Source organism: Zoogloea sp. (genome assembly GCF_041904905.1).
Lineage (GTDB): Bacteria > Pseudomonadota > Gammaproteobacteria > Burkholderiales > Rhodocyclaceae > Zoogloea.
In genome coordinates this window covers 16,080-32,019 of sequence record NZ_JAYRMI010000043.1, presented here as the reverse complement: position 1 = coordinate 32,019, position 15,940 = coordinate 16,080, and the positions used below count along the sequence as shown (strand labels likewise).

11 protein-coding genes and 1 tRNA gene are annotated in these 15,940 nt (G+C 66.6%); 4 read left to right on the top strand and 8 right to left on the bottom strand.

The annotated features are described in order from the left end of the window. The first annotated feature begins 476 nt into the window (after positions 1–476). Positions 477–560: transfer RNA gene (locus ACE3N6_RS12665), tRNA-Leu, on the top strand. A gap of 49 nt (positions 561–609) precedes the next feature. On the opposite strand, the gene ACE3N6_RS12660 is transcribed toward ACE3N6_RS12665, so the two are convergent. Beyond that, positions 610–1,770 carry an HD domain-containing phosphohydrolase gene (locus ACE3N6_RS12660; protein ID WP_374246136.1) on the bottom strand — a complete coding sequence of 387 codons (1,161 nt, stop codon included), beginning with the start codon at positions 1,768–1,770 and terminating at the stop codon, positions 610–612. A gap of 77 nt (positions 1,771–1,847) precedes the next feature. On the opposite strand from ACE3N6_RS12660, the gene ACE3N6_RS12655 reads away from it, so the two are divergent. Next, the gene (locus ACE3N6_RS12655) at positions 1,848–2,381 is read left to right on the top strand and encodes a DNA-deoxyinosine glycosylase (RefSeq protein ID WP_374246135.1); all 534 of its coding nucleotides are present in this window, start codon (positions 1,848–1,850) and stop codon (positions 2,379–2,381) included. Here ACE3N6_RS12655 and ACE3N6_RS12650 read toward each other — a convergent pair. Further along, the gene (locus ACE3N6_RS12650) at positions 2,363–4,096 is read right to left on the bottom strand and encodes a PHA/PHB synthase family protein (protein WP_374246134.1); all 1,734 of its coding nucleotides are present in this window, start codon (positions 4,094–4,096) and stop codon (positions 2,363–2,365) included. The genes ACE3N6_RS12655 and ACE3N6_RS12650 overlap by 19 nt on opposite strands. 180 nt (positions 4,097–4,276) lie before the next feature. On the opposite strand from ACE3N6_RS12650, the gene ACE3N6_RS12645 reads away from it, so the two are divergent. Continuing rightward, positions 4,277–4,720, top strand: a complete 444-nt coding sequence (locus tag ACE3N6_RS12645) for a universal stress protein (protein WP_374246133.1) — start codon at positions 4,277–4,279, stop codon at positions 4,718–4,720. 140 nt (positions 4,721–4,860) lie between these two features. Here the strand turns inward: ACE3N6_RS12645 and ACE3N6_RS12640 are convergent, their stop codons facing one another. Continuing rightward, entirely contained in the window at positions 4,861–7,104 is a 2,244-nt protein-coding gene (locus tag ACE3N6_RS12640) for a putative bifunctional diguanylate cyclase/phosphodiesterase (RefSeq protein WP_374246132.1), read from the bottom strand. 191 nt (positions 7,105–7,295) lie between these two features. Here ACE3N6_RS12640 and ACE3N6_RS12635 point away from each other — a divergent pair, with 191 nt between their 5' ends. Beyond that, positions 7,296–8,678 (top strand): WS/DGAT domain-containing protein, encoded by a 1,383-nt coding sequence (locus ACE3N6_RS12635; protein ID WP_374246131.1) that lies wholly within the window; start codon positions 7,296–7,298, stop codon positions 8,676–8,678. A 6-nt stretch (positions 8,679–8,684) separates the two neighbouring features. Here ACE3N6_RS12635 and ACE3N6_RS12630 read toward each other — a convergent pair whose 3' ends face one another. The 5 genes from ACE3N6_RS12630 to ACE3N6_RS12610 all read right to left on the bottom strand — a co-directional run bounded on the left by ACE3N6_RS12630 (position 8,685) and on the right by ACE3N6_RS12610 (position 15,870). After that, on the bottom strand, positions 8,685–10,094 hold the full coding sequence (locus tag ACE3N6_RS12630; protein ID WP_374246130.1) for an ABC transporter permease: 1,410 nt from the start codon (positions 10,092–10,094) through the stop codon (positions 8,685–8,687). Then, positions 10,094–11,071 (bottom strand): ABC transporter permease, encoded by a 978-nt coding sequence (locus ACE3N6_RS12625; protein ID WP_374246128.1) that lies wholly within the window; start codon positions 11,069–11,071, stop codon positions 10,094–10,096. Before ACE3N6_RS12625 ends, ACE3N6_RS12630 begins: the two co-directional genes overlap by 1 nt. Positions 11,072–11,141: 70 nt before the next feature. Then, positions 11,142–11,996, bottom strand: coding sequence for an SPFH domain-containing protein (locus ACE3N6_RS12620; protein WP_374246127.1), 855 nt, complete (start codon positions 11,994–11,996; stop codon positions 11,142–11,144). Positions 11,997–12,006: 10 nt separating this feature from the next. Continuing rightward, positions 12,007–12,462 (bottom strand): NfeD family protein, encoded by a 456-nt coding sequence (locus ACE3N6_RS12615; RefSeq protein ID WP_374246126.1) that lies wholly within the window; start codon positions 12,460–12,462, stop codon positions 12,007–12,009. Between the two features lie 486 nt (positions 12,463–12,948). Then, complete coding sequence (locus ACE3N6_RS12610; RefSeq protein WP_374246125.1) at positions 12,949–15,870, bottom strand: SUMF1/EgtB/PvdO family nonheme iron enzyme; 2,922 nt, start codon at positions 15,868–15,870, stop codon at positions 12,949–12,951. Between the last annotated feature and the right edge of the window lie 70 nt (positions 15,871–15,940).

Genomic DNA, 15,940 nt, shown 5'->3' with positions numbered 1-15,940 from the left:
CAGAAACCTGACGTTTCTGCAGATACTTCAATTTCTTGTGGCACTCTGGTATAAACCAGAACACCGCCTCGAAACCGAGCACCCACACCTATCGGTTGTTCGAATTTTTAAAGAACCGCTGCGCGCTTCAGCGAAGAGGTGCGTATTATACAGAGCTTTTTAGCTCCGTCAAGCACTGCGCGAAATCTTTTTGAACTTCGCCGCAAATACCTGACTGCGCCGGAACAACCCAATCCTCCGGGCCACTCCCCCCTTCACCGCGCCAAAACAACTGCGCTGCGAAGAGGGCCGAATTATAAAGAACTATCAGAACCCGTCAAGAGGTTTGAGAAATTAATTCAAACTTTAGTGCCCCACGCCCATCGTGCCGAAACTCACTCACCCCAGGCCGCGCCCTTGAGACCAAGGCGCCGGGCGTGATCGCCGTAAAGTCCACTAGCCCAGACTTCGCGGTCCACTTACAATGCTCACATCTCGCGGACGTGGCGGAATTGGTAGACGCACCAGATTTAGGTTCTGGCGCCTTTGGTGTGAGAGTTCGAGTCTCTCCGTCCGCACCATCTTGGCATCTCTCTTGCGCGCGCCTCCGGCGGCGTGCATGTCACCGGCTCAGGCCTGAGCCCCCGTTTCCTCATCGGGCTCGTCCCTGAAGCTGGTTGCGATCTCGGCGAACTTCCCCGCCACCTGCTGCAGCGCATCGACGATATCCGGATCAAAGTGGCGACCTCGCTCGGCAACCATCATGAGGATGGCCTGCTCGTGGGCGAACGGTGGCTTGTATACCCGCCGCGAGATGAGCGCGTCGTAGACGTCGGCAACCGCCATCAGCCTGGCCGAAAGCGGGATCGCATCGCCAGAGAGCCCCTGCGGGTAGCCGCTCCCGTCCCATCGCTCGTGGTGACCGTAGGCGATTTCGGCGGCGTAGTGCAGGAATGAGGCGTCGCTGACGCCGCCCAGGGCGTTCTCGGCCTGAAGGATCGCGTCGCGGCCGGATTCGCAATGGCACTGCATGATCTTCCACTCTTCCGGGGTAAGCTTGCCGGGCTTGAGGAGGATCGCATCGGGCGTTGCCACCTTGCCCACATCGTGGAGCGGCGCAGACTTGAAGAGTTGCTGGATCACATCGTCGTCGAGCTGCGCCCGGAAGCGAGGGTGATCGCGCAGGGTTTCGGCAAGAATGCGCACGTAGTGCTGGGTCCGGCGGATGTGGTTGCCGGTCTCGTTGTCCCGCGCTTCGGCCAGTGCGCAAAAGGCGGTGATGGTGGCGGCCTGAGCGGCGATGACTTCCTGTTTGCTGGCCAGCAGGCGCCGGGCCTGCTCGCTGATTTCGGCCGTGCGCTCGGCGACGATCAGTTCGAGGTCGGCGTTGCGCCGCTGCAGCGCCCGCGTCGCCCGGGACAGGGCCAGGTGTGTCCGGACCCGCGCCAGGACCACCGGCGGCGATACCGGCTTGCGGATGAAATCCTCGGCCCCGAGGGAAAATCCCAGCTCTTCGTCTTCCGGGCGGTCCAGGCTGGTGAGGAACATCACGGGAATCGAGCGGGTCGACTCGCTCGACTTGAGACGCCGGCAGACTTCAAAACCATCGAGCCCCGGCATCATCACGTCGAGCAGGATCAGATCCGCCACGCCGCCGCCCTCGAGATAGCCGAGCGCCTCGATCCCGTTGGTGGCCGGGTGCACGTCGTAGTGCTCGGAGAGGACGTCCTCTAGAATCAGGAGATTGTCTGCCTGATCGTCAACCACAAGTACATGAGCCCGCTGTTTCATTCCCCCGCTCCCGGGATGCCATATTGTCGTCTGCAATCGCCCGCCGCACCGTGCGCCCACGCCGCGGCGATACCGTCATGGGCCTGATCTTCAGCTTTCCCCCGGTAGCGGAACCGACGGCCACCGCCTTGATCCTGGGAAGCATGCCCGGCAACGCGTCGTTGAATGCAAATGAATATTACGCTCATCCCCGCAATCTCTTCTGGCGGATCCTCGGTGAGTTGATCGGCGCTGGCCCCGACCTGCCCTACCCTGCCCGGCTGCAGAAGCTGACCGACGCGGGCATCGCGCTGTGGGACGTGCTGCAAAGCTGCGAGCGGGAAGGCAGCCTGGATGGCGACATCGCGCCGACGTCGATCACGCCCAACGATTTCGCCACCTTCTTTGCCGGCCACCCGCGCATCGACCGGGTGTTCTTCAACGGCGCGATGGCCGAAAAGAGTTTCCGACGCCACGTTCAGCGGCAACTCCCGCCCGGAACCCACCCCTTGCGCCTCATCCGGCTGCCGTCCACCAGCCCGGCCAACGCCAGCTTCAGCTATGCCCGTCGTCTTGCGGACTGGCGGCAGATCGTCGCGCCTGCCGCCGCGGTTCAGGATTCCTTCACGTAGACACCCGGCGCGTCGGCAAGTGCCGGAAACGCGTCGGTGGCCACCGGGCGCGCCGCCACCTGTTCGCCGCACTGGGGCTTGAGCCAGGCCATCCAGTCTTCCCACCAGCTGCCCGGCTGGGGTTCGTGGGCGGCGTGCCAGTCCTCGGCCTTGTCGGAGCGACGCGCCGGGCCGACCCGGTAGGTGCGCTTGGGCGGCTTCACCGGCGGATTGACGATCCCCAGGATGTGGCCCGAACTGGACAGCACGTAGCGCTTCGGGCCGCTCACGTAGTTCATGGTGCGGAAGGTCTGGCGCCACGGGGCGATGTGGTCGTCCTCGGCCGACACCGCGTACACCGGCTGGGTGATCGCGCCCAGGTCGATGGGTTCGCCGGCCACCGTCAGGGCGTCCTTCTCGATCAGCTTGTTGTTGAGGTAAAGCTCGCGCAGATACCAGGCGTGCATCGCGTAAGGCATCCGCGTGGTGTCCATGTTCCAGTAGAGCACGTCGAACGGCGGCGGGGTCTCGCCGTAGAGCCAGCCGTGGACCACGTAGTGCCAGATCAGGCTGTTGGAGCGCAGCAGGCGGAAGGCCGACGCCATCTCGGCGCCGTCCAGGTAGCCCTTGCGGGCCATGTTCTGGGTGAGGAAGCGGATGCTGCCCTCGTCCACGAAGACCTCGATGTCGCCCGGCTTGTGAAAATCCACCAGCGTGGTGAACAGCGTCCAGTGCGCCACCGGCATGTCCTCCGGCTTGAAGCGCCGGTTGGCCCAGGCCATGTAGGTGGAGAGCGCGGTGCCGCCGATGCAGTAGCCCACCGCGTGCACCTTGGGCGCGCCGGTCAGCCCGCGGGCGGTGTCGATGAGGCTCTGGATGCCCTCGGTGAGGTAGTCGTCGAAGCGCACCTCGGCCATATCCTCTCCGGGGTTCTTCCAGCTGGTGATGAACACGTCGAAGCCCTGGTCGAGCAGATAGCGGATCATGCTCTTCTTGGGGTTGAGGTCGAGGATGTAGAACTTGTTGATCCACGGGGTGACGATGACGATCGGCGTCTCGTGCACCTGCGCCCGGGTGGGCGTGTAGTGGATGACCTCCAGCAGCCGGTTACGGAACACCACCTTGCCGGGCGTCACCGCAAGGTTCTCGCCGACCTTGAAATCCTCCGGGTCGGTCATCCGGATGTTGCCCGCGGAGAGGTCATCGAGAAAATTGCGGAAACCCTGGACGAGGCTCTCGCCGTTGGTCTCGAAGGCCTTGCGCATGGCCACCGGGTTGGTCCACAGGAAGTTGGACGGGGCCATCGCGTTGAGGGCGTTCCGCCACCAGAACGCCGCCCGCCGACGTTCTTTCTGGGACAGCCCCGGGGTGTCGTAGAGCATGTCCTGGAAGTGCCGGGTCATCAGCAGATACCACTCCTTGACCAGATCCCAGGTGGGCGATTCGGCCCACACCGGGTCGACGAAGCGGCTGTCATCCGCCACCGGCCGGATCGGGTCCGGGCTGGGCAGGCCGACGATGCGGCGCATCGAATGCCACTGCAGCGCCCACAGGCTGCTCGACATGCGCCCCAGCGCCTCCGCCAGCTCCTGGGGGTGGGCCATCCAGGCGAGCTGGGCGTGGACCAGCGGCGCGGTCATGCCCAGCGGGTCGACGGACGACTCCACCGAATCGTGCAGCTGACGCAGCGACTTGCGCGCGACGTCGATGGGCGGGACGGGTTCGTGGCGGGACATGGCAACAACTCCTTCAAATGCATTTATGGCCGCAAGGGCTGACCGGGACGGCAGCGCGGCCCTCAGACGAAATCGTGATCCAGGCAGGTTTCAGTTCGATTGACATTCGTCAAGCGGGTTGCGAACGCGGGCCGTCCTATAATTGAAGCAGAAGGCCCACCCTCACCAAGGAGTGACAGCATGTTCCGCAACATCCTCGTTCCTACCGACGGCTCCGAGCTCTCCGCCTCCACCGTCGCCCGCGCCATTGACTTCGCCAAGGAAGCCGGCGCAAAGCTCACCTTCTTCTACGCCCAGCCCGACTTCCCGACGCCGATCTACGGCGAGGGCGCGCTGTTCGACCCCACCACGCCCGAGCAGTTCAGCCGCGCAGCCGCGGCCGAAGCCGAAAAGATCCTCGGCCAGGCCAAGGCCGCAGCCGATACTGCCGGGGTTGCATCGATGGGCGACACCGTGGTCAGCGAGGTGCCCTTCGAGGCGATCATCGCCTCGGCCGAACGCAACCGCTGCGACCTGATCTTCATGGCCTCCCACGGCCGTCGCGGTCTGAGCGGGCTGCTGCTGGGCAGCGAGACCCAGAAGGTGCTCACCCACAGCAAGATCCCGGTGCTCGTGTATCGCTGACCTCCCCGCCCGGACACACGCTTCGCCCGGCAGGCGCCCCACGGCGCCGCCGGGCGATTTGCTTTCCGCCCAACCAGCCAAGATGGCCGGCGACGCCACCGCCCCCCAATACGTCAAGCTCATTGACGTTTCCCGGCAGCTCACGCCGCCTGCTGTCTCACCCACGTCTCCAGCGCGGCGGCGCTCATGGGCTTGCCGTAGAGGAAGCCCTGCATCTCCTTGCAGCCCATCTCCTGCAGCAACCGCGCCTGGATCTCGGTCTCCACCCCTTCGGCGGTCACCTCCAGCCCCAGGCTGCGGGCCAGCTTCACGATCAGGGTGGCGATGCAATCCTCGGCCGTCTCGGGGGTCAGCTCACGCACGAAGGCGCGGTCGATCTTCACCCGGTCGAAGGGCAGGCGGTTGAGGCTGCCCAGGGACGAGAAGCCGCAGCCGAAGTCATCCACCGCCACCCGCAGCCCCAGCGCCTTCAGCTCGCGCAGCTGCCGGGCCACCGATTCCGGGTCTTCCATCGCCACCGACTCGGTGATCTCCAGCTCCAGCCGCTTCGGGCTCACGCCGGTCGAGGCGATCACCCCGGCCACCTTGGCCACGAAATCCGGCTCGCGGAACTGCGCCGCCGAAATGTTGATGCCGACCCGGAAGGGCGGCAGCCCCTCGCGATCCCAGCGCACGATCTGCCGACAAGCCTCGGCGAACACCCAGTCGCCGATCTCCACGATCAGCCCGGTGTACTCCGCCAGCGGGATGAACACCTCCGGCGACACCGCCAGCCCGGTGGGTTTGACCCAGCGGATCAGCGCCTCGCAGCCCACCACCTGACCGCGGGTGGGCGACACCTGGGGCTGGTAGTGCAACTCCAGCCCACGCCCCAGGTTGAGGGCGGAGCGCAACTCATTGAGCAACTGCACGCGGTTCTGGGTGTTGGCCTCCATCTCGATGGAGAAGAAGCGCCAGTGCTGGTCGCCCTCCAGCTTGGCGTGGCTGAGGGCCAGATTGGCCCGCTTGAGCAGCTCCACCGCCCCGCCGGGCACCTGCGCCACCTCCACGAAGCCGGCCCGCGCCCGCATCGGAATGGAGTGGCTGCGCACATGGAAAGGCGCCGCGAAGACATCCAGGATCGCCCCGGCGCCCCGCTCGCCCGGCCGCCAGCACACCCCGAAGGCGTCGCCGGCCACCCGCGCCACCAGCGCGTCCTCGCCCACATGGGCCTGCAGCCGGCGGGTCACTTCCACCAGCAGCAGGTCGCCGCTGCGGTGGCCGAGGGCATCGTTCAGCTCCGAGAAGCGCACGATGTCGATGATCCCCAGATGCCAGCCGGCCGACGCCAGCCCCGGCAGGCGCTCGTCGAGCCGGTCGAGGAAGCGCGTGCGGTGGGGCAGCCGGGTGAGCGGGTCGAAGTAGGCGAAGAAGTTGAGGCGCTCGAAGAGCACCACGTTCTCGAAGCCGATGCGCAGATTGACGCACAGCACCTCGATCACCTGCCGGGTCAGCACGCTCGCCTGGGGCGGCAGGTCGAGGTGGATCAGGGCCTCCTTGTTGTAGCTGCGCCCCAGGTACAGGCAGCACGAGGCGCCGTCGAAGACATGCCCCTGCCGGGCCAGCCCCTGCCGGAACGACGCCCGCAGCGGGGTATCGCCCAGCGCCAGGGTCGGCTCGCCAACCAGGCCGGCGTAACGCCCGGAAGCCGCCACCACCCCCAGCGCCTCCTCGTCGCCCATACCGTCCCGCCAGTCCACCGGGCCGATGAAGGCCGCGTCCACCGGCCCGCCCAGCAGCACCGCCAGATGGCTCAGGGCCGCATCGGCAAAGGCGCGCACATCCCGCGGAATGAACAGCCGGTTGCCGGCCTCGATCAGAAACTCCAGACCCCGCCGGCTCGCCTTCACCTCGCACAGCTGCCCGTAGGAGCGGATCGCCGCGGTGAGGGTGGTCACCAGCCGGGTGTGGGTCAGCTCGGCCTTGGTGCGGTAGTCGTTGATGTCGTACTCGCGGATCACACTCAGCTCGGGCGCGTAGCCCGGCTGGCCGGTGCGCAGGATGATCCGCACGTCGGCCAGCCCCAGCTCCTGGCGGATCACCTGCACCAGATGCAGCCCGGCGTCGTGGCGTTCCATCACCACATCCAGCAGGATCACCGCCACGTCGCCCACCGCCGTCAGGATGTCGCGGGCCTCGGCGGCGGAGTAGGCGTGGAGCAGCTCGAGGTGGCGTCCGCAGAACACCGCGCCGTGCAGGGCGAACTCGGTTGCCTGGTGGACCTCCGCGTCGTCGTCGACGACCAGCACCTTCCAGCACAGGGGCGATACGGCCGGCGCCGTGGGGTTCTCGTCGTCGAGGAACTCCACCAGCTCATCGGTGCGGGGCAGAACGGAGAGATTCATTTGGAGTAAGTCCGGGCACCGCGTGCCGTCGGCACTCTTACGGTCAATGCACCGGTAACGGCATCGTAGCGACCCGGCTTTAACCTGACGTGCCGGTGTGCTTTCCGGCCTTCCGGCCCTCGCCGAATCGGCGCAGAATCTCACGGAACGGCACATCGCATGCGCATTCCCCAACTTCACGGAGGCCTCCCATGAGCACGCTGGAACGGCTTGGCAGCCTGGACATGACCTGGCTGCAGATCGAGCGGAGCACCAACCTGATGCAGGTGATCGGTGTCCTCGTCCTGGCCACGCCCCTCGACCGCAACGCCCTGGCCGACTGCCTGCGCACCCGGCTGCTGCCCCTGGAGCGCTTTGGCCAGCACATCCTGCGGGATACCGTCGGCGCCATCTGGGAGAGCGGTCAGGTGGATCTGGACGCCCACATCGTCACCGCCGCGCTGCCGCCGGGCGACGAGCGGGCCGGGCTGGAGGCCCTGATCGGCGAGCTGGCCGCCACCCCCCTCGACCCCGCCCGCCCGCTGTGGCAGCTTCACCTCGTGCCCGGCTACCGGGGCGGCAGCGCCCTCGTCGCCCGGGTGCACCAGTGCATCGCCGACAGCATCGCGCTGATCGGCGTCCTGCAATCCCTCACCGACCCCAAGCCGGCGGCCGAACCCCCTCCGCCGCCCGAAGCCCCCAACCTCTTCGACCGGCTCTACGCCCCCCTCACCGACGCGGTGATCGACAGCATCAAGCTCTCCGGCGCCATCTGGGCCCGCTACCTGAGCCTGCTCTTCAACCCCACCCAGGTGTTCGACTACGCCCGCGCCAGCACCGCGCTGGCGCTGGAGATCGGCAAGCTGGCCGGTCTGCACGACGACAGCCACACCTTCCTGAAAGGCGAACCCAAGGGCGTCAAGCACGTGAGCTGGAGTGCCCCGGTGACCGAAAGCGCCGTGGCCGCCATCGCCCGCGCCCGGGAGACCACCCCCAACGCGGTGCTCCTGGCCGCCCTGAGCGGCGCGCTCCACGACCACCTCGCCCAGCAGGGCTCGCCCACCACCGGCGTCGAGCTGCGCACCCTGATGCCCGTCAACCTGCGCACCGAAGACACCCCCGACGTGCTGGGCAACCGCTGGGGCTTCATGCCGCTGGAGCTGCCGGTGGGCATTGCCGACCCCCTCGACCGGCTCGCCGAGACCCACCGGCGCGTGGCCCACTTCACCGAAAGCTACGACGCCCAGCGGGCGCTGGGCATCTTCAGCCTGATCGGCCAGACCCCCCGGGCCGTGCAGCTGCAGGCGCTCAAGCTGCTCGCCACCAAGAGCACCGCGCTGCTGTGCCACGTGCCCGGCGCGCACCGACCGCGCTTCCTGGCTGGCGCGCAGATCGTCGAGCAGATGTTCTGGAGCCCCCCGTCGGGCGATCTGGGCCTCGCCATCAGCATCGTCAGCTACGACGGCAGCTACCGGGTGGGCCTGCTGGCCGACGCCGCCATGGTGGCCACCCCCGCCGCCATCACCGACCGCATCCAGGCCCAGCTCGACGCCCTGGGCACCAAGGCCCCGCGCCGCCGCAAGGCGCCCGCCTGAGTCTACTTAGCTGCGACGCGGATCGAAGGCGTCGCGCACCACATCGGCAAACAGGTTGGCGGCCAGCACCAGCACGAACATGAACACAAAGGCCGCCACCAGGCTCCACCACACCATCGGCTCCCGGGCCAGCTCCATCCGCGCGGCGTTAATCATGGTGCCGAAGCTGACGGTGTTGGGGTCGACGCCGATGCCCACGTAAGACAGCACCGCCTCGGCCAGCACCAGACCCGAGAAATCCATCACCAGCGCAATCAGCACCAGATGCATCAGGTTGGGCAGGATGTGGCGGGTCAGGATGCGGGCAGTGGACACCCCGAAGGCCCGCGCCGCCTGCACATATTCCAGCTCCCGCAGCTTGAGCGTCTCGCCCCGCAGGAGCCGGCACAGGCCCGTCCAGCTAGTCATCCCGAGGATCACGCACAGCGCCAGCAGGCGCGCGTCGGCCCGCTCCGCCGCGGTCTCGAACCACTGCGGGTGGGTGTCGATGACCACCTGCATCATCAGCACCGCGGCGGCGATCAGCAGCACCCCGGGGATCGAGTTGAGCACGGTGTAGAGGTACTGGATCGCGTCATCCACCCACCCGCCCAGGTAACCGGCCATGATGCCCAGCGCCACCGCCAGGGGCAGGGTGACGAGGGTGGTGAGGGTGCCGATCACCAGCGCCGTGCGAATGCTCTTGAGGGTCAGGAAGAGCACGTCCTGCCCCACCTTGTCGGTGCCGAACACGTGGTATTCGGTGGCCAGCGCCGCCAGCGGCCCGGCCACCAGCGCCACCGCGCCCAGGGTGGCGAGCGCCCAGCGCCACGCCAGCCCGCCCTTGCCCCGCCAGATCGCCCGCCACGCCGCACCGGCCGGCACCCGTCGCGACCGGGCCACCCCCAGCACCAGCGCGCCGGCCAGCAGCAGCCAGCCTACCGCCGCCCCGGCAAGCCCGATCCCGATGCGCCCCAGGATGTCGCCCGTCCGGTCTTCCTCCGGATACTTCAGGCTGCCGCCGCCGAACTTCAGCCGCGGAAACTCCCGCCGCTGGGTGCCGTCGGGCCCCTCCACCGTCTGCCGGGCAAAGAGCTGGTAGGCCAGCGGCGCCGAATACGTCTTCTCGACCCGGCTGCGCAGGGGCTCGGCCAGCGCATCGAGGGCGCTGCGCACCTCGGTGGACAGCTGCACCTTGTCGCCGGCGCCCCCCGCCGGGGCCAGGCGCGCCCGATAGTGCAGGCTATCCAGCACCCCCACCAGCAGGAACATCGCCAGCACGGTGATCGACGCCATCCCCATGCCGCTCTCCCCCACCCGACGCCAGGCCTCGCGCATCGGCTCGCTGCGGCGGGCGCTCCACGCCGCCAGCAGCACGCAGGCGATGAGGCCGAAGAGCAGCAGATCGGTCCACAGGACCACAGGCTGGAATCCCATCACTCAAGCCTCACCCGCGGATCGACCAGCGTGTACGACAGGTCGGTGAGAATCAGCCCCACGATGTAGAGCAGCGACCCGATGAACACCATCGCCCGCACCACCGGAAAATCCTGGGCGTTGATGGCGTCGATGGTGTAGCTCCCCAGGCCCGGGATGCCGAAGAAGGACTCGGAGATCAGGCTGCCCATGAACAGCGACGGAATCACCACCACCACGCCGGTAAGGATGGGGATCATCCCGTTCTTCAGCACATGGCGGAACAGCGCCTGCAGCTCGGACAAGCCCTTGGCCCGGGCCGTGCGCACGTAATCCTTGCCCGCCTCCTCCAGAAAGACGGTGCGATACCAGCGGGCGCTGCCGCCGATGCCCGAGATCACCCCGATCGCCACCGGCAGCACCAGGAAGCGCCACGCATCCAACCCGCCGCCATAGCCCGAGATGGGCACCAGATGCCACACCTTCGACACCAGCCACTGACCGCCGATGATGTAGAACAGCCCCGAGATCGACATCATCGCCACGCACATCACCACGCCCGCAAAATCCAGATAGCTCGTGCGGAAGAACACCAGCAGCAGCGCCAGCGACACCGTGACGAACAGCCCCAGCACGAAGGTCGGCAGCGCGATGGCCAGCGACGGGCCCATGCGGGTCTTGATCTCGGTGGCAATGTCGCGCCCGTCGTCGGCCCGGCCGAAATCGAAAGCGAACATCTTGAGGGACTTCTCGAAGAAAATCGTGTCGGTGAGCTTGTCGGCGCCGTCGGCCGCGGGGTTGAAGAGCAGCGGCTTGTCGTAGCCCCGCTCCGCCTTCCAGCGCTCGATGGCCTCGGGCGTCACCCGCTTGGCACCCAGCTGCATCCGCGCCATGTCGTCCGGGGTGTTGACCACGAAGAACAGGGCAAAGGTGAGGAGATTCACGCCGATGAGGATCAGCGGCGCATACAGCAGGCGTCGGACAATATAAGCAAGCATGGCGCAATCCTACATGGCCCGGCGCCGATGACGAAGCCCCCGGCGGCGCCGCCGCCGATGCGCCCGGCCCTCAGCGCTTGCCCGCGAACAGCCCGCGCACCGCCTCCTGCAGGTCGGCCGGCAGCACCACCACCTTGGCGTTGTCGGTGCTGCCCATGCGCTCCAGCGACGCAATGTACTTCTCCCCCAGCATGTAGAGCATCGGCGTGGTGTCGCTGCCCACCGCCGCCGCCACCCGGCGGATCGCCTCGGCCGACGCTTCGGCCAGCATCACCTGCGCGTTGGCGTCCCGCTTGGAGGCCTCCAGCCGCGCCTCGGCCTCCAGGATCGCCGCCTGCTTGGCGCCCTCCGCCTTGGTCACCGCAGCCTTGCGCTCGCGCTCGGCGGAGGCCTGCTGCTCCATCGCCTTCTGCATCGACGGCGACGGCTTGATGTCCTGGATCTCGACCGACTTCACCGTCAGGCCCCAGTCCACCGCCTCGTCGGCGATGCTCTCGCGCAGCCGCGCCTTGATCTTGTCGCGGCTGGAGAGCGCCTCATCCAGCTCCATCTCGCCGATGATCGAGCGCAGCGTGGTCATAATCATGTTGCGGATCGCCTCGGAGAAATCCGTCACCCCGTACACCGCCTTCACCGGGTCGGTCACCTTCAGAAAGGCGATGGCGTTGGTCAGGATCACCGCGTTGTCGCGGGTGATGACCTCCTGCTCCTGCACGTCGAGGATGATGTCCTTGGTCACCAGCTTGTAGGCCACCTGATCCAGGTAGGGAATGATGATGTTGAGCCCCGGCTTGAGAGTGCCGAAATACTTGCCCAGCCGCTCGACGATCCACTCCTCGCCCTGGGGCACGATGCGCACCCCCTTGGCGATGGTCACCGCCACGAACACCAGAATCGCCAGCATCACAAACATCGCATCGCTCATCGCCCGCTCCTCAAACCTTCGCAACCTTCAGGAAACTGCCTTCCACCGCCACCACCCGCACCCGCTCGCCGGCGGCGATGGGCTCATCCACCATGCACGCCCACTCCTCGGCGCCCAGCACGGGCTTCTGGAAGCGCACCCGCCCCCGCTCGAAGGGCGCCGCGGCCTTGGCCATCAGCCCGATCTCGCCGATGGTATCCCCGTCCGACTGCCCGATGCGGGTCCGCCCCTGGAGATACTCGCCCCGTTTGAACACCCGGAACCACAGCCCCACCATCGCCAGCGACGCCACCACCCACAAACCGATCTGCGCCGTCTCGCCAAGCGGCAACGGCAGCACCAGCACCGCCAGCCCCACCACCAGCGCCCCCAGTCCAAACCAGATGATGAAGAAAGCCGGCACGGCCAGCTCCGCCACCACCAGCGCAATCCCCAGCACGATCCAGTGCCACCATTCGAGATTCATGCACGCTCCTTGCGTTTGCGCCCCCGCCGCCGCGACGGTGCGATGGCGAGCAAGTTAGCACCGATTCGCGCCGTGCCGGATGCAATCTCACGGCACGCAACATCAATCCGCGCGGTCCGATAAACACTCTGCGCCGTGCGATTGCCATGTTGACGCCTGCGATATTCAATCCGATAGCTAAAACCCTTAATCGCACGCCTGTGATTGAGGGTTTTAGCTATCGGATTGACATTCTCCGGGCGTAGATTGTCATCTTGATAGTTGCGAACATCAATCACACGCCGCGCGATGAGGGTAAATCCTATCGTGGTGGCAATTCACGACGACACATTGACAATATCAGGCCGCGAGATTGGTTCATGAGCTGGCGTTGAGGCAATCGGCCGGGCCACATAAGGGATGTGGTGATGGACGATGTCTTGCCCCGAGATCGGGGAGGCGTGACGAGGCGGGTGGACGTGGTAGTGACCGGATGCTATCGGCAGCTCACTCGATGGAGGGAGCGCAATAAACCCGAAAGCCTACGAGGCTGTCTCGGTCGTCGGACTCGTACCAGCTACGAGAGGCGGCGCCGCAAAGCTCGGCGTTAAAGATCCAGGAACCGCCGCGCACTATCCGCGGGTGGTCGAAGCTATCAGCAAACCTCTCCGGAATGTTCAACCCGTTTCGGCACCATTCCCAGACATTGCCGGCCATATCGAGCGCGCCGCTCGGCGCCGTCCCATCGGGGTAAAGGCCAACGGGGGATGTACGGCCCAGATTCAATAGGCCGACCTCGCCCCAAGTTTCGTCGATGTTCGCAAGCCCCGAGCGATAACCGCCTTCCCAAGCATATTCCCGGCCATCCGTACCTCGGGCCGCAAGCTCCCATTGTTCCTCAGTCGGCAGGCACACCTGCCAACCCGCCGGGAGCAGCCCTGCAGTCTTGAACTGCGCATCCAGCCAGCGACAGAAGGCCGTCGCTTCGTACCACGAGACATTCTCGCGGGGGGCGTTTGGTTCAGACCACCGCGCCGGTGTCGCCTCGGGCCGCTCTGCCAGCCCGGCCCACCATTCATCCTGACCATAGCCCCCGGCGTCGATGAACGCCTGGAACTGGCGGTGGGTGACGGGGTAGCGAGCGATGTGGAACGGCGCTTTCAGGGTGTGTTTTTCGCTGTGCTCTCCATACAGAAAGTCGCCCGCTTCGCAGGCTTCCCAAACAATGTCCGGCAGGCCGCCCGGCCGCAGCCCAACCCCCGGCCGGTCATCCAGCCCGAGCCGCCCCAGCGTCAGCCAGAGTTGGGCGCGGACGTCGGGCGGGAGGTGATGCAGGGCGTACTCACAGGCCGCACGCAACGGCGCCTTGAACTCGTCGATGCGCCAGCCCTTGGCGTGGGCCACTTCCAGACCATCGGCGAGCACCAGCGCCGGGGCGGGATTGGCGTCCAGGGCAGCAGGCTCGAAGGACGACAGCAGGCTTTTCCACGCGGCGATGGCCCGCTCCGCCGTGTCACGCTCGGCAATGGCGCAGAACAGGAAGCGCAAGGTGCGCCGCCACGCGGGCGTGCCGGCGTGGTTGGCGAGGATGGATTCAGGGGTTGCGGGCAGCTTGCGCAGGCGTTCGGCGGCAAGGAACTCCTGGAAGCTCAGGTGATAGAAAGCGGCGCGCCGGTTGTCGCGGGGGAGCAGCAGACCTGAATCGGACAGCAGCAGCTCACGCTTGGCGCAGGCATCTGCCGCGCCGGATTCGCTGCGAGTGTCGTGCCGGGCCAGTTCGGCGAGCAGGCAGTCCACCTCCTCTACGGTCACCTCGGCCGCGGGAGTCTGGCGCGGCGACGCGGCATCCCCCAAATGCATACCCAACGCAATGGCGCCCAGCCGATTACGGGCTTGATCCCGTTCGTTCTCGGTGCTGCAGCGCTTGTAGAGCACCTGCCGCACCACCGCGTCGTAGAGCGCGTAGAAATCCTGGGGCAAACGTCGGCCTTCGTCGTACTTCACACACAGGGCAGTGAGCAGCATGGGGTTGCTGCGCATCTCGGCCAGATCGTCCCGCTGGTCGAGGTGCGTCAGCAGCCCGTCGGCCTTGCCCACCGCATTGGCGGGATCGACCGCATCGAACCAGCGTCGCACAAAAAGCCGCATGAGCGGCTCGGGCAGTTCGGCAAGCTCGGCCATCGGCAGACCCAGCCGACGCTGATCTTCCGCGTCGAGCCCATAGGGCCGGCTGGTCACGAGCAGCCAGTTGCCGGCCTTGCACCACGCGGGCAGCGCATCCGCAAGGCCGGTAAGCAGGTTGCGCCGGGGAAGATCGTCACCTCGGCTTTCGGGCACTTCGTCCACACCGTCGAGGATCAGCAGGCAGCGGCCCGCCTTGAGTTCTGCGCTGAAGACTTCTCCCGTGAGGTCGCCGGGCTGGGTCTTGTCGAGCCAGCCGGCGAGGCTGGCCTCCAGTTGGGCGCGGGTCCAACGGCCGTTACCGGCGAGAAACTCCGGGTGACTGGCCCAATCCCGCAGGCGGAGCAGCAGCGGCAAACGCCCGGCGAGCTTTTCCGGCAGCGTCTCGGTGAAGTCGTCTTCATCGACAGCGATCTGCCGATGAGCGGGAACCCGCCCTTCCGCGACCACCAGGGCCAGCCAGCGACAGAAGGTGGACTTGCCCGAGCCCGCTGCACCGGGCACATAGAGCGGGCTGCGCCCCAGGTTGTCGAGGAGCAGGAAGGGGCCCTTCTTGAGGTTGATGCCCCTGCGGTCGCCCTTCATGTCGGCGTTCGTCACCGCCGGCACATAGACGTGGCCCAGGCCGACGTTGCGGCTTTCCTTCAGGTCGAGCCCGAGGAGTTCCACGCTGTCGCACTCGCGGCGCAGCCAGTCGAGGTAGGTTTCGCGGATCTGGGCGTGGTGGCGCTCGCCCGCAGGCATCTCGGCAATCTCCTGCTTGCGCAGGGCTTGAAGGACCACGGTTGCGAGACTTTCCGGCGTGGTGAAGAGCGCCCGGCCAAGCTCGCTGCCCACTCGCTCGCGGAAGCGGGCGATGTTTGAATCGGTGTCCTGCCAATCCTTGTCACAGCGCTTTGGCGGCCAGCCGAAATCTTCATCGTCGATGTCGAGCATGAAGGCAAGCTTCGGGCGCTTGGCGTCGATAGCCTTGTCGTACTCCATCTCGGTGATGGACTTGCCTTGCGGGTTGTCATCCTTGGGCACGTAGCCGTAGCGCAGCGCCACCAGCACCACGTAGATGTCGCAGGCGGCCACGTCGGCCAGGCATTTATCGGCGGGGCGTTCGTCGAACGCCGAGTAGCGCTCCATGCACTCCACGTCGTAGCCGGCCTTTTCCAGTGCGAGCTTGAGATGGCCCCGGTGCAGTTCGAGATCGGAGAAGGTGGACGAGACGTAGACCTGTTTGCGTGGCTTGCGGGCTGACATGACTGGGCGTGGCGCGGAATGACGACAGGGCAGACTATGCCAGAAAGCACCCCGTAGGTCGGGTTAGCCC

Excerpts from the sequence above, each read along its gene's own strand:
- ACE3N6_RS12660 (WP_374246136.1), bottom strand. The coding sequence starts at position 1,770 with ATGAAACAGCGGGCTCATGTACTTGTGGTTGACGATCAGGCAGACAAT.
- ACE3N6_RS12655 (WP_374246135.1), top strand. The coding sequence starts at position 1,848 with ATGGGCCTGATCTTCAGCTTTCCCCCGGTAGCGGAACCGACGGCCACC.
- ACE3N6_RS12650 (WP_374246134.1), bottom strand. The coding sequence starts at position 4,096 with ATGTCCCGCCACGAACCCGTCCCGCCCATCGACGTCGCGCGCAAGTCG.
- ACE3N6_RS12645 (WP_374246133.1), top strand. The coding sequence starts at position 4,277 with ATGTTCCGCAACATCCTCGTTCCTACCGACGGCTCCGAGCTCTCCGCC.
- ACE3N6_RS12640 (WP_374246132.1), bottom strand. The coding sequence starts at position 7,104 with ATGAATCTCTCCGTTCTGCCCCGCACCGATGAGCTGGTGGAGTTCCTC.
- ACE3N6_RS12635 (WP_374246131.1), top strand. The coding sequence starts at position 7,296 with ATGAGCACGCTGGAACGGCTTGGCAGCCTGGACATGACCTGGCTGCAG.
- ACE3N6_RS12630 (WP_374246130.1), bottom strand. The coding sequence starts at position 10,094 with ATGGGATTCCAGCCTGTGGTCCTGTGGACCGATCTGCTGCTCTTCGGC.
- ACE3N6_RS12625 (WP_374246128.1), bottom strand. The coding sequence starts at position 11,071 with ATGCTTGCTTATATTGTCCGACGCCTGCTGTATGCGCCGCTGATCCTC.
- ACE3N6_RS12620 (WP_374246127.1), bottom strand. The coding sequence starts at position 11,996 with ATGAGCGATGCGATGTTTGTGATGCTGGCGATTCTGGTGTTCGTGGCG.
- ACE3N6_RS12615 (WP_374246126.1), bottom strand. The coding sequence starts at position 12,462 with ATGAATCTCGAATGGTGGCACTGGATCGTGCTGGGGATTGCGCTGGTG.
- ACE3N6_RS12610 (WP_374246125.1), bottom strand. The coding sequence starts at position 15,870 with ATGTCAGCCCGCAAGCCACGCAAACAGGTCTACGTCTCGTCCACCTTC.